Source organism: Paenibacillus sp. EB106-04-04-XG159 (genome assembly GCF_058791835.1).
The window spans coordinates 184,925-206,906 of the sequence record NZ_JBYTDY010000008.1 but is presented as its reverse complement, the minus strand read 5'-3'; the positions used below and the strand labels follow the sequence as shown (position 1 = coordinate 206,906).

The 21,982-nt window shown below is 48.6% G+C and carries 16 protein-coding genes and 1 pseudogene; 6 read left to right on the top strand and 11 right to left on the bottom strand.

All coding sequences use genetic code 11. The features are described from left to right. Nucleotides 1-119: 119 nt before the first annotated feature. The 4 genes from AC3WTP_RS12165 (at nucleotide 120) to AC3WTP_RS12150 (ending at nucleotide 4,418) form a co-directional block, all read left to right on the top strand. Nucleotides 120-1,445 (top strand): helix-turn-helix transcriptional regulator, encoded by a 1,326-nt coding sequence (locus tag AC3WTP_RS12165; protein WP_492394871.1) that lies wholly within the window; start codon nucleotides 120-122, stop codon nucleotides 1,443-1,445. Beyond that, nucleotides 1,420-2,253 carry a WYL domain-containing protein gene (locus AC3WTP_RS12160; protein WP_492394870.1) on the top strand — a complete coding sequence of 278 codons (834 nt, stop codon included), beginning with the start codon at nucleotides 1,420-1,422 and terminating at the stop codon, nucleotides 2,251-2,253. Before AC3WTP_RS12165 ends, AC3WTP_RS12160 begins: the two co-directional genes overlap by 26 nt. 262 nt (nucleotides 2,254-2,515) lie before the next feature. Next, complete coding sequence (locus AC3WTP_RS12155) at nucleotides 2,516-2,836, top strand: phasin family protein (RefSeq protein WP_492394869.1); 321 nt, start codon at nucleotides 2,516-2,518, stop codon at nucleotides 2,834-2,836. Next, entirely contained in the window at nucleotides 2,793-4,418 is a 1,626-nt protein-coding gene (locus AC3WTP_RS12150) for an ABC1 kinase family protein (RefSeq protein WP_492394868.1), read from the top strand. The genes AC3WTP_RS12155 and AC3WTP_RS12150 overlap by 44 nt, the downstream gene beginning before the upstream one ends. Before the next feature lie 1,275 nt (nucleotides 4,419-5,693). On the opposite strand, the gene AC3WTP_RS12145 is transcribed toward AC3WTP_RS12150, so the two are convergent. The 10 genes and pseudogenes from AC3WTP_RS12145 to AC3WTP_RS12100 form a co-directional block, all read right to left on the bottom strand. After that, nucleotides 5,694-6,221 (bottom strand): ankyrin repeat domain-containing protein, encoded by a 528-nt coding sequence (locus AC3WTP_RS12145; RefSeq protein ID WP_492394867.1) that lies wholly within the window; start codon nucleotides 6,219-6,221, stop codon nucleotides 5,694-5,696. Between the two features lie 142 nt (nucleotides 6,222-6,363). Then, on the bottom strand, nucleotides 6,364-8,643 hold the full coding sequence (locus AC3WTP_RS12140; protein ID WP_492394866.1) for an outer membrane protein assembly factor BamB family protein: 2,280 nt from the start codon (nucleotides 8,641-8,643) through the stop codon (nucleotides 6,364-6,366). A gap of 207 nt (nucleotides 8,644-8,850) precedes the next feature. Next, nucleotides 8,851-10,206: a dipeptidase gene (locus tag AC3WTP_RS12135; protein ID WP_492394865.1), complete on the bottom strand. Its 1,356-nt coding sequence runs from the start codon at nucleotides 10,204-10,206 to the stop codon at nucleotides 8,851-8,853. A gap of 64 nt (nucleotides 10,207-10,270) precedes the next feature. Next, nucleotides 10,271-10,999, bottom strand: a complete 729-nt coding sequence (locus tag AC3WTP_RS12130) for a DUF6904 family protein (protein ID WP_492394864.1) — start codon at nucleotides 10,997-10,999, stop codon at nucleotides 10,271-10,273. A 24-nt stretch (nucleotides 11,000-11,023) separates the two neighbouring features. Beyond that, entirely contained in the window at nucleotides 11,024-11,899 is an 876-nt protein-coding gene (locus tag AC3WTP_RS12125) for a radical SAM/SPASM domain-containing protein (protein WP_492394863.1), read from the bottom strand. Between the two features lie 36 nt (nucleotides 11,900-11,935). Then, nucleotides 11,936-12,937 (bottom strand): tetratricopeptide repeat protein, encoded by a 1,002-nt coding sequence (locus AC3WTP_RS12120; RefSeq protein ID WP_492394862.1) that lies wholly within the window; start codon nucleotides 12,935-12,937, stop codon nucleotides 11,936-11,938. Between the two features lie 274 nt (nucleotides 12,938-13,211). Further along, the gene (locus AC3WTP_RS12115; RefSeq protein ID WP_492394861.1) at nucleotides 13,212-14,336 is read right to left on the bottom strand and encodes a slipin family protein; all 1,125 of its coding nucleotides are present in this window, start codon (nucleotides 14,334-14,336) and stop codon (nucleotides 13,212-13,214) included. A gap of 48 nt (nucleotides 14,337-14,384) precedes the next feature. Beyond that, nucleotides 14,385-14,795, bottom strand: coding sequence for a hypothetical protein (locus tag AC3WTP_RS12110; protein ID WP_492394860.1), 411 nt, complete (start codon nucleotides 14,793-14,795; stop codon nucleotides 14,385-14,387). 225 nt (nucleotides 14,796-15,020) lie between these two features. Then, a pseudogene (locus tag AC3WTP_RS12105) lies at nucleotides 15,021-15,272 on the bottom strand (RNA 2'-phosphotransferase); the annotation flags it as partial. Nucleotides 15,273-15,294: 22 nt separating this feature from the next. Next, nucleotides 15,295-15,489, bottom strand: a complete 195-nt coding sequence (locus tag AC3WTP_RS12100; protein WP_492394859.1) for a DUF6199 family natural product biosynthesis protein — start codon at nucleotides 15,487-15,489, stop codon at nucleotides 15,295-15,297. A 387-nt stretch (nucleotides 15,490-15,876) separates the two neighbouring features. Between AC3WTP_RS12100 and AC3WTP_RS12095 the strand changes: the two genes are divergently transcribed. Continuing rightward, nucleotides 15,877-17,931, top strand: coding sequence for a choice-of-anchor I family protein (locus AC3WTP_RS12095; RefSeq protein WP_492394858.1), 2,055 nt, complete (start codon nucleotides 15,877-15,879; stop codon nucleotides 17,929-17,931). A gap of 72 nt (nucleotides 17,932-18,003) precedes the next feature. Here the strand turns inward: AC3WTP_RS12095 and htpG are convergent, their stop codons facing one another. Then, complete coding sequence (htpG, locus tag AC3WTP_RS12090; protein WP_492394857.1) at nucleotides 18,004-19,884, bottom strand: molecular chaperone HtpG; 1,881 nt, start codon at nucleotides 19,882-19,884, stop codon at nucleotides 18,004-18,006. 344 nt (nucleotides 19,885-20,228) lie between these two features. Here htpG and AC3WTP_RS12085 point away from each other — a divergent pair, with 344 nt between their 5' ends. Continuing rightward, nucleotides 20,229-21,698, top strand: coding sequence for a GGDEF domain-containing protein (locus AC3WTP_RS12085; RefSeq protein WP_492394856.1), 1,470 nt, complete (start codon nucleotides 20,229-20,231; stop codon nucleotides 21,696-21,698). Nucleotides 21,699-21,982 lie beyond the last annotated feature (284 nt).

Genomic DNA, 21,982 nt, shown 5'->3' with positions numbered 1-21,982 from the left:
TTAAGTTCACACCCTTATTATCTTCATTGTGATCGAGAACGAACATGGCGAAAGTATTACGAGTACCTGCTACAATAAGAGAATAGTTCGATTACTAGAAAAGAAACGGGGGCTGCTGCGTGGCTAAAGAAAGCTTCGATAAGGAAATTCAATTCCTGCGTATGCTTGTGCTGACAAGCGGAGCGTATAACCGGCAGCAATTTGCCGAAAGGTTAGGCATTTCCGTACATACCTTTGACAAGACGATCCGTCGTCTTAAAGACATTGCCAATACGATTGCGCCCCCTATTCCTGAGGAACAAGGACGGCAATTAGCGGAATCCTTGCGATTCAGCTACTACGACTCGAGTGATCCGATGCTCTTGTTTTTATTTCGCGCGAAATCGGTCAAAGAGTCAGAAAGTATCCGTATCTCGCTTCTGATCGCGGGGATGAACGAGCAAGCCATGACAGCAATGGAGCTATTGGACTTCTGCATTAGCAGCATGCCTGTGGATGTAGCCGTTCCGGACGAGAAAACGATTCGCGCTGATCTGAAATACCTCGAAGAGGTTGGCGTCATCAAGAAGGAAGCTTCAACGCGTCCCTATCGCTACCGACTTCATAATGACTTGGTGGCAGATCTGACAGAAGACGAATTGCTCGATCTGTACGACTACGTGGATGTTATGGCCAACACACAGGTCCCTTCTGTTCAGGGCTATTTGCTGCGAGACGGACTCAAGAAGCTGCTGCTGCGCGGCGATATGGAGACGGATGCTACAGAACCTTTTTTATATAAATATCACTACTATTCTCGGATTCTAGATGAAGCGCATCTATACACGCTGCTCGACGCGATCCGCAATCGACGCAAGATTAAGTTTGTGTATTACTCTCCGAAGGCGGATAAGAGCTACTCCTCCAGAAATACGAATCCATTGTTCGAGCGCGATGCAGAGGGCAAAGAGCATCATATGCTGCCGCTTCAGGTAGTCTATGACCACCAGTATGGACGTTGGTATGTGCTCGCTCACAACCGAATGGGCGGAATTCACAAATTTCGCATGGAAGGCATCACCCAGCTGGAACAGACTGAAGCTGTTTCCGAGCAGGCTTGGACGGAGCGAAAGCAAACGCTGGAGAAGAAGCTCCAGCAGAGCTGGCTTATTGACACAGGGGAGCCCGTGACAATTCGCGCCCGCTTCTACAACCCGAACGTCTCTAATCATAATTTCGTGAAAGAGCGTGTACTTCAGCAGGGGCCATGGGGACGCATTATCGAGGAAAATGAAGAATACTTCGTCTACGAGATCACGGTGAATGGAATGACGGAGATCAAGCCATGGCTGCGCAGCTTCGGATCGAGCTGCGAGGTGCTGGAGCCGAAACGCCTGCGCCAACAATTTATCGAGGAGTGGAAGGAGATTCAAGCCTACTATGAATCTGTTCGAGAAGATATTTAACTATCAGATCATATCCCGGCTCGAAGGAAGCGGCACCTTCATCGTAACCGCTCACGAACGGGCTTGGCTGAAGAATGTGCTGCAGCACCCAGCCGCCGCTGCAGCGTTCACACCTGCGACGCTCGATAAGCTGAGCGTCCTGCTTGAAGAAGAGGATAGCATGGACACCGCTGAGCATTTGATCGAAAAAGCGCGCAGCGTAGAGCATCAGGTCTACCATCCGCTGCTGCGCACACTGCGTCGCCTTATTATGAACAAGAGCGCCTTCCACCTGTCCTATCGCAACAAGTCAGGAGAGCTGAATGCCTTTCAATATGGATATCCCTATAAGCTGGAATACTCGATGGTGAAACGAGAGTGGTATCTGCTGTGGTACCATCTCAAGCGGCATTCATTTATGAGCATTAAGCTCAAGCAGATCGAATCCGTAACGGAGAAATCGATCCCTTTGAATCGCGCCGACCATATCCTGAAACGAATTGACCGTATTCTCGATTCGAGAAGAACCGACGCCGTCATCGAGATTGTTCCCGCGTACAATGTCGAGCTGTCACGCATTCTATACGCATTTGCCTGCTTCGAGAAGGATGTGACCTACCTCGAAGAACAAGATATTTACCGCATTCGGATATGTTATATGGCTGACGAGGCGGAATATCTGCTGTCCAAGATTCGCTTTCTCGGCCTGCGTGTTCGTGTGATCGAGGGCGATTATCTCAAGAAGCGCATGCTTGAGGCCGCGACGAAATCCCTAGCGCGCTACGAAGCCGCTGCCGCTGCAGCAAAGGCAGAGCAGCCCACACATTAGGAAGAGCGTCTCCCCGCAAGTTCGATACACAGGAGCCAATGGTAACCCGAATTTTGCGAATGCGTATCATTTAGACATTTGAAAGGAATAATTAACTAGAATTAACTGCGCATTAATAAAGCTTTAAGCTTGGGTAATCATTATAGAAGATAAGGTCATGATTACTATAATCACAGCAATTTATAATCATATTCCCTACAATAGATAGTGAGAACTTCTTGATATGCACGATTACTTTAAGTATTCATGAGGAGGAGACACGATGAGTATCCAAGACGACATGAAGAAAGTATTGCTGGTAGGTATCGGAGCAGTCGCCACCACGGCGGAAAAATCCAAGGAGCTGGTTGATACCTTTTTGAAAAAGGGGCAAATCACGCTGGATCAAGCGAAAGTTCTGAACGAAGAGCTGAAGAGAACGGCTGGCACTAAGACTGCTGCTGACAGCTCTGTCAATGTACTGGATAAGCTGAACACAATGAGCAAGGATGAATTAGCAGCTCTCAAAGCAATGCTTGCTGAAATGGAGAACAAGGAACATGAAGCTGAGGCGTCTGAACAGAAGCAGTACGAGACAGAATAAAGATTCTTCTGTTTCGAGAGTGAAAGAAATGCTCAGAGTGTTAAGGGCGCACGATATCGTTCATGGTTTAACTCCAGTGAAGCTGCGGATGATCTTGGAGGAACTCGGTCCGACCTTTATCAAGCTTGGCCAGATGGTGTCTATGCGTCACGACCTGCTCCCGCCCAGCTACTGCGACGAACTCGCTCGACTGCGCGCGGACGTATCGCCAATGAGCTATTCAGATGTGCTATCGATCATACAGCAAGAATACGGCGCGCCGATCCGAGAGGTTTTTGCTCATATTGAGCAAGAGCCTCTTGGTTCTGCTTCTATAGCACAAGTTCATCCTGCTACTCTGAAAAATGGATCCAAGGTCGTCATCAAGGTGCAGCGTCCCGACATTCGTGAGACAATGGCACAAGATATTGCCCTTATGAAACGGACCACCAGGTTGTTAAAGTTTATTGGCAACACTGGCGATGCGATTGATTTCAATACGGTGTTGGAAGAAATGTGGTTGGTAGCGCAGGAGGAGATGAACTTTCTGCTCGAGGCCAGCAATAACCGAGAGTTCTCCAAGCTGAATGAGGATATTCAATATGTCAGATGCCCAAAGATTGAGAAGAACCTGACAACATCACGTATTCTTGTGATGGAGTACATTAACGGTATCCAGATTGATCAGCTCGACCGTCTGAGAGAACTCGGCTACGACATTAATGACATCGGTATGAAGCTCGCAGACAACTACGTGAAGCAGATTGTTGACGATGCCTTCTTTCATGCGGATCCCCATCCAGGGAACATCTGGATCAGTGAAGGGAAGATCGTATGGCTCGATCTTGGGATGATGGGCAGACTGTCCAATCGCGATCGTACGCTGCTGCGAAACGCAGTTGTTGCAATTGCTAACAATGACATCTATGAGCTGAAAAATGTGGTGATCACGCTAGGCGTCGTCAAGGGGCGCATTGATCATTCCAGACTATACACGGATATCGACGTTATGCTCACGAAGTATGGCAGCTTGGATCTATCCAGCCTCAATCTGGGGAAGATGCTGCAGGATATGATAGAGTTGTCCAAGCAACACGGTATCACCATGCCGCAGGGAATAACGATGCTCGGCCGCGGTATTATGACGATTGAAGGCTTGCTGCGCGCATGCTGTCCAGAAGTTAACTTTGTTCAGATCATGGCCAACCATCTGTCCGGCGAAGCTTTTTCTAATTTCGATCTCAAGGAAGAATTGCGTCAAGGCGGTAAAGCCTTTTACAACTTTTCAAAGAAAACAGTTGAACTGCCTTCACAGCTGTCAGAGCTGTTGAAGATCGTCATCAAAGGTCAATCTAAAGTAAATATAGAGTTGGTAGGCTCTGAGGAGCCCCTCAAGCAAATCAACAGCATGGTCGACAAGCTGGCCGTCTGCATGATAACCGCAGCCTTGCTTGTGAGTTCCAGCTTAATCTGTTTAACCGATATGAAGCCGAAGGTTCTCGGCATACCGCTGCTTGGCATTATCGGCTTTGTGAATGCCTTCTTCCCAGGAGGCTGGCTGCTGTATCAAGTCATGTTCAAAAATAAGAAGCGTAAAAAGTGACCGCTTCAATCGACTTTTACATATACGACGCGCCGCGGGGGCGCGCGTGGGGCTGAGACGTTAATTTTCGACGTCTCGGCCCTTTTGCAGCGCGATTTTGAGCCTGAGACGTCGTTTTTCGACGTCTCGGGCTCATTTTGCCCCGCAGCGGGGGCGCGCGAGGGGATGAGACGTCGCTTTTTTACGTCTCGGGCTCATTTTGCCCTGCCGCGAGGGCGCGAGAGGAGCTGAGACGTCGGTTTTCGACGTCTCGGCCCTTTTGCAGCGCGATTTCGAGACTGAGACGTCGATTTTTTACGTCTTGGGCTCATTTTGCACCGCCGCGGGGGTGCGCGTGGGGCTGAGACGTTAATTTTGGACGTCTCAGGCTCATTTTGCCCCGCATCGGGGGCGCGCGAGGGGCTGAGACGTCGGTTTTCTGCGTCTCAGCCCTTTTGCGGCGCGATTTCGAGCCTGAGACGTCGATTTTTTACGTCTCGGGCTTATTTTGCCCCGCCGAGGGGGCGCGCAGGTGGCTGAGACGTAAATTTTCGACGTCTCAGCCCTTTTGCGGCGTGATTCCGAGCCTGAGACGTCGGTTTTCGACGTCTCGGGCTCATTTTGCCCGCCGCGGGGGCGCGCGTGGGGCTGAGACGTCGTTTTTCGACGTCTCAGCCTATTTGCAGCGCGATTTCGAGCCTGAGACGTCGCTTTTTTACGTCTCAGGCTCGGTTTGCCCCGCGGCGGGGGCGCGAGAGGCTGAGACGTCGCTTTTCGACGTCTCAGCCCTTTTGCGACGCGGTTTTGAGCCTGAGACGTCGCTTTTTTACGTCTCGGGCTCATTTTGCCCCGCCGCGGGGGCGCGCGAAGGGCTGAGACGTTAATTTTCGACGTCTCAGCCCTTTTGCAGCGCGATTTCGAGCCTGAGACGTCAATTTTAGACGTCTCGGGCTCATTTTGCCCCCGTCGCGGGCGCGCGCGAGGGGCTGAGACGTAAATTTCCGACGTCTCGGCCCTTTTGCGGCGCGATTTCGAGCCTGAGACGTCGATTTTTTACGTCTCGGGCTCGGTTTGCCCCGCCGCGGGGGCCCGCGAAGGGCTGAGACGTCGTTTTTCGGCGTCTCAGCCCTTTTGCGGTGCGATTTCGAGCCTGAGACGTCGCTTTTTTACGTCTCGGGCTCATTTTGCCTCGCCACGGGGGCGCGCGTGGGCGTGGGGCTGAGACGCTCTTTTCCGGCGTCTCAGCCCCCGCGCAGCACAAAAAAGGTCGCAGCCTCATAAGCTGCGACCCTTTCCTTACATAGCTCCGTATTCACGCAGCAATGCGGCGACACGCTCATTGCCCTGTTGAACAGCAAGCGATAATGCTGTTTCTCCGCCTTCAACCGTCGCATTTACATCAGCGCCATGCACAATCAGCATGCGAATGAGATCTACGTTATCATCATGAAATGCAGCAGTGTGCAGGCAAGTATGACCGTTACTATCGAACAGCGTCGTCTTCGCCTGATGCGATAATAGCAGCTTGACGACTTCCACGCTTCGGCTTCCTGCAATCGCTGCATGCAGCGCTGTATTTGAAGGAATGTACGGGACCTTAGATTGAGATATCGCATTCACTTCCGCTCCATATTCGAGCAGTACCCGTACTGCATCTACATGGCCAAAGTGTGCCGCATACCCCAATGGCGTAAGCCCATCGCTGTTCTCCGCATTGGCTAATTGCGGCTGCGATTCCAACATATCGCGAAGTCGCACGACGTCGTCTGTCTGCGCGGCCACAAACAAGTCATCTATTAATTGCTTCATATCCACCATTTCCATCAACATGCCTCCTATTAGATTCAACGCTATAGAATAACCCTTTCTCTTCTTCGCTCGGGATCCTATATTTTCCTGCTGCTTGATCATAATAGGGGCATACCATCATGCCATATGAATAGCAATCACGCTGACACCTTACAAATTACGGCTTCAAGCTCTCCAGACTGAAACGAGCAAATGCGCCATTTGAAGTCCCGACATACAGTTCATCACCAACGATATTCATAAGCCCAGTCCTAGCATCACTTTCACGAAGCTCAGCCATTCCCCCCAGCATATCATGTACTCGGCCTATCACTTTGCCGTCATTCTTGCCGAGAACCAAGAGGTCTGAGCCGTAATAGAGTATGAGATGCTCATCCGTTACTACATAGCTGCTGCCGGATAGATAGATGAGATGATCCTCATCATTAGCTGTAGTCTTCATTTGCCATAAGAAGCTGCCGCTCTCCATATCAATCGCTGTAGGAATTCCTTCCACAGCCGCATACAACACATCGCATTCAATAGCCCCTCTGAATACCCTTCCCTTTATCGTCCACAGCGTTCGCTCTTCCTTCAGATCCTGCAATGAGGTTTCATAACGAGTGACATTTCCGTTAATATCGGTATCCAGCCCTCGCTGAACCAGCATATACCGTTCATCGATAATATCCACCCTTTCACCACGGGCAACAGGATATTTTACGGAAACATCCCCCGTCTCCGTATCCAGCAGCAGCCACTCACTGCCTGCCAACAGCCAACGCTTAGAGCTTGCTGGTACAAATGGTTGAGCTCGATAGCCATTGTCATATATGCTGTATGGATCAATCGGTTGAGCACTAGCGTCTTTCAATTTCAAGGTCCACTTCAGCTGTCCTGTACGTGGATCATAAGCCTCCAACTGCTGCTTCTGCTGAATCAGAATATGGGCATCTTCCGCCCCTTCATTTAACACTCTGTACTCATCTGCAAATGTCTTCTTCCAGCGTTCCTTGCCTGTGGCACTGTCATATACCGCAATGGAGCCTTCCTTCTTATCTTGATCCCAAGGATAGTAAATCAGAATCGCATCGCGTGCAGCAAGCATACTTCTCCATCCCGCATCCTCAGCCAGCTTAACCTCCCACATCACATGTCCGTCTGACATCCTGATATGTTGAATTCGGTTATCATATTTCTTGAGCTCAGGATTATATGGCGTATAGACCGTTACATATTGACGGGATTGTTCCATCTTCGCGAAGAACCAGCCGAAACCAGCGTCAACCTGCCACAGCTTCTCGCCAGTATGCCGGTTAATGGCATATAGACAAGAATCATAATGCATGCCGCTGTACCCGCCGTCATTTCCTCTAAGGAGCAGCACATCTTCATTTCCGCCTAATAAAAAGGTATAATTCAGATCCCCCTGCTGCCTCCATACCGGACTCCACATCAAGGTAGAAGCAAGCGGTGTATTCTTTATATCATATGTGAAATAGTTGTTGTCACCGAGATGGGTGCTTACTGCTTTCTCCCCATATGCAGGCAGCTGCCAATTGTATCGCTCCAGCTTGCCGGCGGAAGAGAACGTGACAAGTAATTGGGAATCCTCGCGCTCATATCTCCAGGTCACGCCAAGACGCATAGGAGTGCCCGTCATTTCTAGATTCATAGATGTTTCGATGAAATGGGGTTTACCCAACAGCTGCTTGACGAACAGATCGTCAACACCAGCAGCTAGCTGTATCCCCGCAATATTGCGAACAACGTCTGTTGGCACCTCAGAATTATGGTCCAGGAGTCCCCCCTGAATGACCTTATGGCCCGTAATATCCCGCTTATGAACCCACAATAGAAAGGGCTGCTGCACGCTATATCCCTCATGCCAGTCGGGCTGACTAACAATGACGCCGTACCAATCCTTCCATCTAGCGATTGATACCCGCTGCTTGACGTTCTCAGCTTCTAACCACAGCATCTCACTTTCAGGTGCCAGATGAAGCTCTGCCTTAGGTTGTATCGATACATAAATGGGCGAAGTCATATTGACCTCACCAGCCGCATCGGATAAATACCATGATGGGAGCCATAGCATCCCCTGCTCACTCGTATTAACCGAGACTAGTTCTGTATCTGTCGAATGAATATTGATGACATCACCTGTTTTGACACTGGATCGAACGGTTAACTTATCCAAGCTGCTGTTCATAGACACGGGTTCCGTAAAATAAGGCCCGTTCTGCTTAACCTCGTACTTCTCACCAACTTTGAGCTCTAGCGGCACGGGAAGAACTGCTTTTTCCTTTTTACTTTGATTCACAAAAGTCGCAGCATCCGGCACCAGTGTGGGATTCTTTTGAAAATGACTCATTTTAATAGATGAAACCAAGAGGTATACACTGACAACAACTAACCCCGCATATAACAAATATTGAACGAGTGAACGCCGGTTCACAGTCCTTCCCCCTTCAAACCTTCTATCTATATCCATTAGACACATATAACTGGTAAAAAGTTGCAGAAAATAATCCGGTTCATGAACTAAAATTGCAGCATCGTTTAATATATGCCAGAGCAGGCATAAAAACAGCCAAAAAAAAGAGGAACACGGTTAACGATAATCTCGTATCCGTATTCCTCTTCTTATATATTCGGTTTAACTTTACACTCGCTTCAAGAACTCAACAATCGTCAGCAAGCCCTTATCAAAGTTCTCCAGATGAAAATGTTCGTTAGGAGCGTGAAGATTCTCTCCAGGAAGACCGAAGCCCATCAGCACGACCGGCGCGGACAACACGCGAGAGAACGCCTCAACAATTGGAATAGAACCGCCGTCACGAGTAAAGATTGGACGTGTTCCATACACCTGCTCATACGCGTCAGCAGCGGTTTGCAGCATAGGAATGGATGGGTCGATCGTAAACGGATTGCCTTTCTCGCGCTGGAGTACATTCACTTTCGCTCCGACCGGAGTATGCTTGCGGATATGGCGCTCGATCTTGTTTAGAATGTCCTGCGGATCCTGATTGCCTACCAGACGGCATGTGATCTTCGCATGCGCCTCGCAAGGAATGACCGTCTTCGTGCCTTCACCCTGGAAGCCGCCGTATACGCCATTTAGCTCCAGTGTCGGTCTAGCGCCAGTACGCTCCACATAAGAGTAGCCGTCTTCGCCGAACAGCGCATCCAGGCCTAATCTTTGCTTCAATTGCTCTTCATCAAAGCCCTTCTTCGCGAATTCCGCTCTCAGCTCGTCCGTGAGCTCAGGAACGTCATCGTAGAAGCCTTCAACCATGACCTTTCCCTGCTCGTCATGCAGGGAGTTCAGCAAGGACACGAGCGCATGAAGCGCATTCGGAACTCCGCCGCCATAGGTGCCGGAATGAAGGTCGGTATTCGCTGTAGTCAAGGATACATCCAGCGAGCACAATCCGCGCAGCCCCGTGCAGATGCTCGGCTTGCCTGTTCCAAGCAGCTCCGTATCCGAGATCAGCACGGCATCGCAAGCCAACTTATCTTGATGCTCATCAAGGAAAGGATACAGGTTCATGCTGCTAATCTCCTCTTCACCCTCGATGCAGATCTTCACATTTACGGGAAGAGACTTCTCTTGGTTCAGAATAGCTTCAATCGCCTTAATATGTAAGAACAGCTGTCCCTTATCGTCAGTCGCTCCGCGAGCAAACAGCTTATTATCTCGAATAGTCGGCTCAAAGGGCGGTGTCTCCCAAAGGTGAAGCGGATCGACCGGCTGTACATCGTAATGACCGTACACTAATACAGTCGGCTTGTCCGGCGCATGCAGATGATCCGCATATACGATTGGATGGCCATTGGTTTGAAAGATTTCTACATTTTCCAATCCAGCCTTCTTCAGGTTATCAGCTAACCAGCTTGCCGCCTTATTCATATCTTCCTTATGAGCAGACAATGCGGAAATACTCGGGATCGAGATCCATTCTTTGAGCTCATTCAGCTGTTGTTCTCTTTTCTCTTTGAAATATGCTGCGTAATCCATCGGAATCCTCCTTGAAAGGTGTTGTTTATTGATTATACCACTAATTATGAGAAACCAATCTCTATTACCAATCCAATTGATCTGGATCCGGATATTCTAGATCAAGCTCGATCTGTTCTACTGGACAATTATATTCCTTTGCCGCCTCGAGTACCGCTTGTCTGCATTTCTCGTAGTCGTCGCCTTCCTCGAATATCCGCTTCGCCATCACCGATATGTTCTTCAATCGCTTCTCTGGATCCATCGCGACAAACTTACAGTTCAGGGAATCCAGATATTGAGTCGTATAATAACTCAGATCGACGAAATAGCCGTTCATTTGATTCATTACTCTAGCTGCTTTTGGAGCAGGCATAATCTGTGTCAGGCAGTTCACGATATTCGCTTGAAGCTGCCGAGCCACCGCGATTGGGAGATTCCACTCCAGCGGTTTCTTTTTATGCTTGTCGAGGCGGTCTGCCATTATATCCAACGCTTTGCAGATAAACAGCAGCTCCGGCCAATAGACACGAAAGCTGTAATATACGTTATTCTTAGGGGCTATAACAGCATGATATTTCATCGCCTCTTCATGCAGACCGTTGTCGACCAGCTCGATACTGCGGTCTCCCATCAAGGCATGTCTCACTTCATAACACAACGCTAATATTCGGATTCTTATTGAGTTGTAGCTCTGATGCAAGTTCTCCTCGTCTACTAAAAGGTGGAGTACAGAGTACAATTGATCTAAATCGTTATAGTCGCCGCTAATCGTGACCCCTGCATAATGTGGCGTACTCACTACACTTATCATGGGTAGCTCCTTTAGAATAAAGATTTACGTTCCAAACCGCTTCCGATACCCGCACTTTCGGCACAGCTCCTCAACAGCTTCTCTTCTGGAAAAACCGTAGAACAGATTGTTCGCCCGTTCGCTCTCCACAATCTCCGAGAATGACGTGTTGTTGATGTTGCCCAGATTGATGACACCTTCTCCGTCTAGACAACACGGCACAACCGTTCCATCAACCAGCACCGCAGCTTGACTGCGCAGCGCGTGACAGAAGCCCTTGCCGTCATCTTCCGGCGCCTGCAGGCTCGGCCATTCGAATTCGTGATCCTGATTAATATAGATTCGATCGGCAATCTTGATACCGCTGCCTGGCTCTACTTTCTCTTCAATTCGATAATCCAGGTTAAACTCTTTCTCCAAGATGGACAGCGTTTCTCGATTTCGGCTTCGTTCCAGATTCGTAGCATTATCCTGCGTCAAGTTCCAAAGTCTGAAGGAGAAGATGACATTATGCTCGGCCGCTTCACGAACAAAAGTCAGAATATCAGTTAAATACTTATCTCGATCCGTTGACCCCTCATGACCATCAAAGCTGTGCAGAGAGAAGTTCATCTGCCGAAGAGCCGGCTTGCCAAGTATTCTGTGCTTTGCTTTATTAATCAGCGTACCGTTTGTCGTAATATTCACTTTGAAGCCTTTGTCATGAGCAGCATCGAGAAGCTGATCGAGCTTCGGATGGAGCAGCGGCTCGCCTTTAACGTGCAGGTAGATATGATTCGTATGCGGCTTGATCTGATCCAGTACACGATTGAAATCATCCAGCTTGATGAAGCTGTTCTGCCGATGAGTTGGCGGACAGAAGCTGCAAGCCAGATTACATACGCTCGTAATCTCGATATATACTTTCTTAAATGTTTTCAAGACTTGCTGCCCTCATTTCAATATAGATATCCATAATCACAGTCCGTCGATCATGTCCTTTATTCGCTTATCGCCGGTCAGATCATAAGCGATGCCATAGTAATGCTTGACGGCGCTCTTATCATGATGGGCTTCCGCTTGCTTCGCGAGTCCCATTGCCAGTCCGATCACCATATCATTCGCTCCAAGCTGTACTCCCTTGTCCGCCAGCATCTCGGCAACCTGCTTCATATCAGGCCGCTCCATCGGCTTATCCAGCTTCTGCGCTAAATATTGAAGCTCGGAGGTAGCCTGCTGATTCGCTTCATAAGAATTGCTCAAGAAGTAGAAGCATACCGCAGCCTCATAATCCTCCATCTCGGTATAGTAATACCCCAGGTTTCGATAACAGCGCGCTAAATTGCCGCTGGTCGAGACATACTCCATGGACCGCTTCGTAATCTCGAGAATTCTGTCCAGATCCTCTGTCTGTTTATACACCTCAACCAGCTCGAACATCGTCTCAACATCAAGCGGATTCCATGTTAATGAATGCTCGAATGCGGCAACTGCTTTATCCAGCTGATTGAGCTCCATGAGAATAAGACCATACACTCTGTATATTAAGCTGTTATCGTGCTGGGTTTGTCTAATCGCCTTCTTGGGCTGGAATATTTCCTTATATAAATAGATCTCTAGGGCAGAATGAAAGCTAAAATACTCGCTATCTTCGTCCTTCTGATTCAGAGTTCCGATACTGTTAATCATTGTCTCGATCAAGCCTTTAGCCTGCTCCAGCTCCCCTTGCGCAACGAGTGATACAGCCTGCTCCAGCTGAGCTTGAACATTCTGCTCATCTTGGGATACCGCCTGCGCGAACGCTGCTCTCTTATCCGCTGGGAGACAATCATAGATCATTTTGCCGATCGCTCTAATGATTTCACGCGATTGTCCATGATGCTTGTACTCCTCCGCTTGCTCTTGCAAGTATTGGATATCAGCTTCGCTATTACCCGTTAAGCCGTTATGAATCTTCTCTATAATCTGTTTATATTCCAAATCGTTCACCTCATGTAATGTTAATCCCTCGCCCGCCACACTAAGCAGGCCTCAACTTCCTCTATAGCTATAATTGTATAGCTTGTCCCGAATTTACACAATCTCAACTCAACCTGTCTTCATAAACGCACCAATATCCCCTATTCATTTCGCAGACTCATCAAGTCAACGAATAGAACAGGGGATGGCTCACGTACGAGATTGCGGAGTTATCGCACCTCGCTGATAGTTGACATCAACTGCTGCACAAGATACTCCCGCTCCGAGCTCGCAGCTAGGATGACTGCGCCTTGTCGGCACTCTTTACGCTAAGCAGCGAATTCAGCTGCTCCAGCAGGTTGCCGCCTCCTGTGAGCGAGATCGTGCCGATCTTCTCACAGATCTTCTCGAGAAACTCGAGCTCCTTCAGTCGATACAAGGTCGTGTTCTCGTCCATCAGCTTCGCGGTGTTCAGCAGGCTGCGGGTCGAAGCCGTTTCCTCTCTGCGCGTGATAATGTTCGCTTGCGCTTTCTTCTCCGCATACAGCACCGTGTTCAGTATATCCTTGATCTCTCCAGGGAGAATAATGTCCTTCACCCCTGCGGATAGGAACTGCACGCCGAACTCCTCATTCTTCTCGCTTAGCCGACTCAAGACGAACGCGCCGATCTCCTGCTTCATCTTCAGCAGCTCATCAAGCTTCAAGGTGCCGACGTACTCGCGCAGAATGAGCTGCAACTGAATGTAAATCTGCTCCTCGAACGACTTAATCGCAAGCATTCGCTGCGGATTCAGCAGCTTATACTGGCATACAAAGTTCAAGCGCAAGGTAACTTTATCCTCGGTCATCATCTCTTGACCGGTCATATCCATCTGCTGCTGGCGCAGATCAACGGTCTTGACCACGACAGATGTCGAGCCTTTCCAGAAGTAATACCTGCCAGGCTTCAGCTCCCGCTGCAGCACATTGTTGTAGAACAGCAGGCCTACCTCATGGTTCGCGACATCATATGCTTGGCAGAAGCCCACAAGCTTAGGCATTATCGCAGTATCGACCTCTGCCGGGATCGCCGGATTCCGGCTATCGACTCGTACGAAGGTATGCTTTTTCATCACTTTCCAGTATCCGTATGTTCCAGCCGTCAGCATCGCGGCGAATTGTCCATCCTCATAATGCAGCACATATTCATGATCCTGAACATGCACCACCTCAAGCTCCCGCAGCAGCTCATGATCATGCATAAACAACTGCAGTTCTTTGCCCTGAACCGCAAACGGCTTCGCGACATTCAGAGCTATAACTCTTACATTAGACCATGGCGCAAAACGGTAAGTTCCTGGCTGCAGCACCTGCTTATAGCTGCCATCTTGGAACAGCAAGCCGCGCTCATCGAATTGAATGATCGTCTTCTTAAACATGTAAACTCCCCCTTGGGATAGATATGTACTTCTGTTCGCAGTTCGCCTTTAGTGGAGGAATCCGCCTGCAGTCGAGGCGGAATCGCGCTTTAGCCATGGAGCCATCCAGCTCTCTGCCGCTGAGTCCGAGAATGAATGCTCGGCTAACTTGCAACCGACAGTCACTCCCTTCATCGGACAGCGGATAAGCTGAGTTGATTCACAGCGGTATCCGCGGATTGCTGAGCCCGACCACAGTGTGCTATGGGAGCCACAGCGGATTCCTGTTAAAGGCTTCTTTCTTACTAATGCTCGAGTGGAAGTCGAGTGCTCTACCATGAGCTGATCGTCCATACGATCGGGGAATCGAACCCCTAATAACGGAGAATATGCCGAATTGACCGTACAGCATACACCGCGCATATGATGCGTGTGCACTGCGGGATAGCTGATATCCCTGCCTGGGTACTTCAACCGCACATATTCGAGTCATCCATCGAGCGTCACACGACGTCGACCGCTGATGACATGACCTATCATCGCTTATTTTTGCAGCCGCGAACATGGCGAAAGTATTACGAACGTATTTATTTTCGGAAAAATAAAAAAACAGAACGATTATGCCTCGCAGGAATCCCCGCTCTAACATAGCCATTCTGCTTCTGAATATGCCGCACCAGCCCCCGCTTGCATTCGGAACAAGTGCTATTGCCTGACTTCTAGATACTTCACAGGTACTTGGTCGCACAACCACACACCATTTTTCGATAGGTAAAATGAAATTCCATCCTCATGCATTCGTCCCGCATTGACCGTCAACACCACCGGTTTGCCATGACGCTTTCCGACTTTAACGGCTGTTTCACGATCGCTCGATAGATGAACATGCAGCCTGCTCTGCTTCTGCAGGCCGTCGCGCATAATGCAGTCCAGGAATCGAACTGCGGTGCCATGGTATAAGAAGTGCGGTGGAACACATTCAGTTCGAGAAAAACAATATCATGCCAATGACTAAAGCAAACACACCGCTTAATCTTGTCATAAAAACATAAAAGCCGCTAGGTTCAGAGTCACCATCAACTTTCCAGCCTTCTTTTATGTGCCACGCAAACTTAGGGTTTAACAGGTTAAGTAAACCGATAGCTATCGCAATAAGTCCAATAAAGATAAACATTTTAATCGCCTCCATTGAAATTAATACGGTAGTTTGACATCACCCTTCTGTACGCTTGCGACAGCAAACACTTCATCTGTATTGCAAAATGCAATACTAAGCCGATCCAAAAAGGTAACCCAGATGAAACTACCATCATGCTGCTCCTTACGTATGTACTCTCCGATTATCCAGCAACGCAATCCGCAACTCTATCAATCATACCCCAACTGTTGGAAATATGACTATGCCAAACTTGAAGTATATCCAACTTCTACTTGCGGGGCATGTCCCTTATTTCATTTACAGAATATTCATATTATGCAGACCTGCATTTTACATAAATTCAATCCAGCGTTTACATACTTGGACTAAGATCGAAGTAATGACGTTACGAGGAGGAGTATTATGTTTCAAGGTACGGCAAGAAAAGCAATCTGCCTTCTTACAGCCATGACGATCGGTTCAAGCCTCGGTGCTGCGCAAGCATTCGCGGCGGATCAAGCCTCAGCTATTCCAAGCGGCGCGCTCTCCAGCATCGCTTCCTATCAAGCGGGCGAGCCGAACAAGGACGGCGGCGTTGCGGAGATCGTGAAGTTCAACAGCGATAATAATCAATTCTATCTAGTAAATGGTCAGAGCCAAAGAATAGACATCGTTAGCCTTGCATCGCTGCAATCAGATGGCCATACAGCCTTAACCAGCGAGAAGAAGATAGATATCAGCGGCATGATCAAAGGATTCGTCGCTGGTGATGTAACTAGCGTAGATGTGAACACAGAGCAAGATCTGATCGCGGTCGCCGTACAAGCAGCCGATTATAAAACGAACGGCGTTATTATCTTGTTAGACTATGACGGCAGCTATGTCGCTCATTATGAAGCCGGCGTTCAGCCGGATATGGTTACCTTCAGTGCAGACGGAAAGTATATCTTATCCGCTAACGAGGGAGAGCCTAGAGAAGGCTACGCTGAAGGTACTGCTGACCCTAAGGGTACGGTTACAATTGTGAATCTCGCTCATGGCACAGATCAAGCGGCTGTGACTACCGTAGATTTCACTGCATATGACGATAAGCGCGCAGAACTTATAGCTGATGGCGTGATCCTGAAGAAAAACGCGCCGCCATCGGTCGATCTCGAGCCGGAGTATATTGCGGTCGCAGAGGATGGCAAAGCTTACTTTTCCCTGCAGGAGGCTAACGCGATCGCGACGATAGATATCGCTGGCGGCAAAGTGCTCGCTGTGAACGGCCTTGGCTTCAAAGATCACGGTAAGGCAGGCAATGAAATCGATATCTACCGCGACGGAAAGATCAACATCAAAGCCGAAGCCAACACCTTCGGTATGTATATGCCGGATGGCATCACGACCTATTCGGTTGGCGGCAAGACCTATGTAGTAACTGCCAATGAGGGGGATTCGCGCAGCTGGGGCGAGTACACGAATGAGAAGGATGTTGAGATCGCGCCTTCCGGCAGAGACGGCAAGAAGGACAAAGCGATTGAGCTCACCACATTCGACACGTCTGATTACGAAGGCGGCTTTATCGAAGGTGCAACCTATCTGTTCGGCGCGCGCAGCTTCTCGATCTGGGATACGGCTGACATGAGCCTCGTCTATGACAGCGGCAGCGACTTAGAGACGATATCCGGCGGAATGTTACCGGAATACTTCAACTGGTCGAACGATGATGATGTATTCGAGAAGCGCAGTGCGAAGAAAGGCCCGGAGCCAGAAGATGTTAAGGTTGGCGTAATCGATGGCAAGACCTATGCATTCGTAGGTCTTGAAAGAATCGGCGGCGTCATGATGTATGACATCACCAATCCTGCCGCACCGATCTTCGAGGACTACAACAACACCCGCGACTTCAGCGATAAGATTGCTGGAGATGTTGCCCCAGAGGGCATGGCCTTTGTCCCAGCCTCACACAGTCCGATCGAAGCACCTCTGCTGCTTGTCGGCAACGAAGTTAGCGGCACGGTGTCCGTGATGAAGGTAGATGATCTTGCACCAGCCAATACGGTCACAAGAGGCGAGTTCGTCACATTGCTCGCCAAGCATGCGAACGCAGACGTATCGGCTTTCACGACGAGCAGCTTCAAGGACGTCCATGCTGATTCCTGGTATGCGCCATATGCTGCATGGGCAAGCGAGAAGAAAATTACGAGCGGAGTCGGCTCTTCAAGCTTTGCGCCTGATGAGAAGCTGACCCGCGAGCAGATGGCAGCTATGATCGTGCGTTTCACCGATACAATGGGCATCCCTCTGACGAAGATCACAGAGGCGACTCCTCCACTAGACAGCGATTCGATATCTTCATATGCTGCAGAGGCAGTCGCAGGATTGCAGCAAGCAGGCTTTGATATCGTGAAGGACGACAATACATTTGCTCCACATGAAAAGTTGACTCGCGCTGAAGCGGAATCCATGATTGCCTCGCTGCTCAAACTCCAGTAATAAATAGCAAACACCCCGTCCTGATCACGCCAGGGACGGGGTGTTTTCCGTGCTATGCAGCGGGGCAATGCCCTACTTCATAATTTTGCAGATATCATTCGTGAATTGCACTGGATCTTCAATCGGCAAGCCTTCAATCAGAAGCGCTTGATGGTACAGGAGATTCGTATACAGACTAAGCTTCTCCTTATCTCCTTGGGCAGCCTCTTTCAAGGACTTGTACACCTCATGGTTCACGTTGATCTCCAGCACCTTGTCAGCCTTCACATCTTGACCGTTCGGCATCGCCTTCAAGATCTTCTCCATCTCGATCGTCACTTCACCCTCAGTTGTCAGACATACCGGATGCGTCTTCAATCGCTTGGAAGCTCGAACCTGCTTCACCTTGTCGCTCAGAATGCTCTTCATCTCGTCGAAGAGCTCCTTGCTCTCCGTTTGCTCCGCATCAGATTCCTTGTCAGCAGCATCCGGCTCAAGCCCGAGGTCGCCGCTCGATACGGATCTAAACTCCTTATCCTTGTAGGACATGAGCATCTTGATCGCGAATTCGTCGATATCGTCTGTGAAGTACAGGATCTCGTAGCCTTTATCCAGCACCATTTCCGTCTGCGGCAGCTTCTCGAGTCGATCGATCGATTCTCCAGCCGCATAGTAGATATACTTCTGATCTTCCGGCATTCTCGATACGTACTCATCAAGTGTAACCAGCTTCTTCTCCTTAGAGGAAGAGAACATCAGCAGATCCTGCAGTACATCCTTATGCATGCCATATTCATTGTACACGCCGAACTTGAGCTGTCTGCCGAATGCATTATAGAATTGCTCGTACTTCTCACGCTCATCCTTCAGCAGGCTTTGCAGTTGGCTCTTGATCTTGTTCTTGATATTTTTCGCAATCAGGCTCAATTGACGGTCATGCTGCAGCATCTCGCGGGAAATGTTGAGCGACAGATCTTCCGAGTCAACCATACCCTTGACGAAGCTGAAGTAATCAGGAAGCAGTTCAGCGCATTTATTCATAATGAGCACGCCGTTAGAGTAAAGCTCCAGCCCCTTTTCATATTCCTTCGTATAATAGTCAAACGGTGTATTACCTGGAATATACAGAATTGCATTGTATACAACCGCGCCATCCGCTTTAACATGGATGTGGGATACAGGCTTGTCGAAGCCGTAACGCTTCTCCATGTAGAAACGGTCATAGTCCTCTGTCGTCAGCTCGCTTTTATTTTTCCGCCAGATCGGAACCATGCTGTTAACGGTTTGTTCCTCTTCGTACTCCTCTAGCTCATCTTCGCTGCCTTCCTTAGGTCTTTGACCCTTCACGTCCATCTTGATCGGATAGCGAATGAAGTCGGAGTATTTCTTAACGATCGCTCTTAGGCGATACTCTTCTAAGTATTCATCGTACTGATCATCTTCGGTGTTTTCCTTGATCTGTAAAATGATTTCCGTACCCAGCGTTGCTTTCTCGCACGGCTCAATAGTGTACCCATCTGCTCCAGTGGATTCCCACTTATAGGCTTCATCACTGCCTAGAGCTCGGCTAGTTACCGTCACGACATCCGCCACCATGAACGCAGAATAGAAGCCGACACCGAATTGGCCGATGATATTGTAACCGTCTTTCAGCTCATTTTCATTCTTAAATGCCAATGAACCGCTCTTCGCAATGATACCGAGGTTATTCTCGAGATCATCCTTCGTCATCCCGATACCTGTATCCGTGATGGTTAAGGTTCGGTTCGTCTTATCGGCTGCCACCTTGATGAAATATTCATCTTTATTGAACACCATATGCTCATCAGCTAACGCCTTGTAATAAATCTTGTCGATCGCATCGCTGGCATTCGAGATTAATTCTCTTAGAAAGATTTCCTTCTGCGTGTAAATGGAGTTAATCATCATTTCCAGCAATCGTTTGGATTCAGCTTTAAATTGTTTCTTTGCCACAAATAGATCTCCCTTCTGTTTCCATGAACGAACTATTGTGATTAGCACTCAACTAACATGAGTGCTAATTCTTTCTCTTATATATCACATATTAATTTTCCATGTCAATACGTTGTGCCTATAACTGAAGCGTAGGCCAATTTACAAATTCTTAAAATGAGAAATTGTTGAAAATATATAGAAATAAAGAGGTTTTCTAGTCTATGAGCTGAATATTAATACCTATACGCGTCTGTTATTAGTAGTTCATATTTCCTATTTAGGCTTAACATTATTTATTTCGCTTGTCGTATTGATCATGAAGTAACCATCATCGGGATGCAGCTAGCTAGGAGGTGTAACAAGTGAAATCAAACTTCAGGCTTAAATTAACGATAACTCTTGTTATATTTGCTTTGCTCATATCGGTTGCACTTGCAATAACTAACCAGTTCAGACTGAAGGAACAGGCAATCAACAATAAGCAAGACCAAATGCAGCAGAACGTGGAGATGGTCAAGGACACGATTGAGATGGTGGAGAAAGTGTTCTTTATATTCGGTGAGGATCTTGCTGTGCAGATGAGAGAAGGCTCACAATTTCTGTCGGAGCTGTACGATAAGAATCCCGACTTTGATGAATGGGACTTTGAAGCTTTGAAGCAGCAAGTTTCATTCGATGTATATATCATTAATAACAACAACATCGTCACCTACAGCAGCGTTATCTCTGACATCGGACTAGATTTCTCCTCATGCTGTCAGAAGTTTGCCCCGACTCTCGACGAAAGACGAAATGCCGGCGGCTTCTATCATGATGGAATTGACATCGAGCAGCGGAGCGGTCAATTGATGAAGTATAGCTACATGGCTACAAGCGATAAACAATATATCATTGAGTTGGGATACTCGCTTTCGGAAGGCGCTATCTTTCAACAGTTTAATTTCTTGAACACGATCGATGAGATCGTGCAGAAGAACCCCTCTCTTGATGAGATCTACGTTCTGAATGAGGGAGGCTTATCATTAGGTACTAATCCTGTTGACCACATACTGACGGTGGATAGAAGGAGAGCATTTGAGGAAGCTTTAACGACAGGCGAAACAACATCATATCGGGACAAATGGAATGGCGAGCCTGCCGTCTACCTTTATGTGCCTTATATTTCAACCGTTGATATAGGACCTACTCGGAATAAAGTGCTGGAGATCATCTATAATGAGCACGATCTCGAGGCCATATTGAAGGCTAATCAGCGCACGTTTATTATCCAACTGCTTACCGCTATAATTGCGGCGATCATGTTGGCACTGATCATTTCCAGATGGTTTGCTAAACCGATGTATCTAGCCTTTCACGACAGCCTTACCGGGTTAATGAACAGGGCTGCATTTGACGAGATACTAGGGACGGTATTATTGAACAATAAAGGCACGACCGCGCTGCTGATGATTGATCTGGACAATTTCAAGCTTGTGAATGATGATCTTGGACATGACAGGGGTGATCATCTGCTGAAGTGCGTTGCCCAAGGTATCTGCTCGATCGCTCGCAAGGAGGACGTCACGATCCGACTTGGCGGTGATGAATTCGTCATCATTATGCCGTCCACGAGCAAGGGCGAAGTGGAGCACACAGCTTTGCGGATTATCGCCAAGGTAAAGGAGATAGTCGAACAAGAGGTGGAGCAGCAGCGGAATAGGGTTACAGTCAGCATCGGTATTTCTCTATCTCCTGAGCATGGAGTGGATCCCAGCGTCTTATGCAAACGAGCGGATCAAGCCTTGTATGTGTCGAAAGAGCGAGGCAAGGACCAATATCGCTTCTACCATTAGCATGGGAAGCGGCCGAGCGCTGCGCGCGGCTAGTTGTGCGGCTGAGACGTCATTTTTCTGCGTCTCAGCTCTCCGGCGCGAGCCTCCCTATCCTTGCATAGCCTCGTCTCTGTAACACGGTATTTCCCCGTTATCTCACCTGACCTGTGGGTTTCATCCGCTGTAACGGGGAAAAAGCCTGTTATCTCGCTCGAGCCTCTCCATCCGTGCAGTAGCTCGACTCTGTAACACGGTTTTCCCCCGTTATCTCACCTGACTTGCGAGTTCTGCCCGCTGTAACAGGG

Coding starts and splice junctions, on each gene's coding strand:
- AC3WTP_RS12160 (WP_492394870.1), top strand. CDS start 1,420: ATGAATCTGTTCGAGAAGATATTTAACTATCAGATCATATCCCGGCTC.
- AC3WTP_RS12155 (WP_492394869.1), top strand. CDS start 2,516: ATGAGTATCCAAGACGACATGAAGAAAGTATTGCTGGTAGGTATCGGA.
- AC3WTP_RS12150 (WP_492394868.1), top strand. CDS start 2,793: ATGAAGCTGAGGCGTCTGAACAGAAGCAGTACGAGACAGAATAAAGAT.
- AC3WTP_RS12145 (WP_492394867.1), bottom strand. CDS start 6,221: ATGGAAATGGTGGATATGAAGCAATTAATAGATGACTTGTTTGTGGCC.
- AC3WTP_RS12135 (WP_492394865.1), bottom strand. CDS start 10,206: ATGGATTACGCAGCATATTTCAAAGAGAAAAGAGAACAACAGCTGAAT.
- AC3WTP_RS12130 (WP_492394864.1), bottom strand. CDS start 10,999: ATGATAAGTGTAGTGAGTACGCCACATTATGCAGGGGTCACGATTAGC.
- AC3WTP_RS12115 (WP_492394861.1), bottom strand. CDS start 14,336: ATGTTTAAGAAGACGATCATTCAATTCGATGAGCGCGGCTTGCTGTTC.
- AC3WTP_RS12100 (WP_492394859.1), bottom strand. CDS start 15,489: ATGTTTATCTTTATTGGACTTATTGCGATAGCTATCGGTTTACTTAAC.
- AC3WTP_RS12095 (WP_492394858.1), top strand. CDS start 15,877: ATGTTTCAAGGTACGGCAAGAAAAGCAATCTGCCTTCTTACAGCCATG.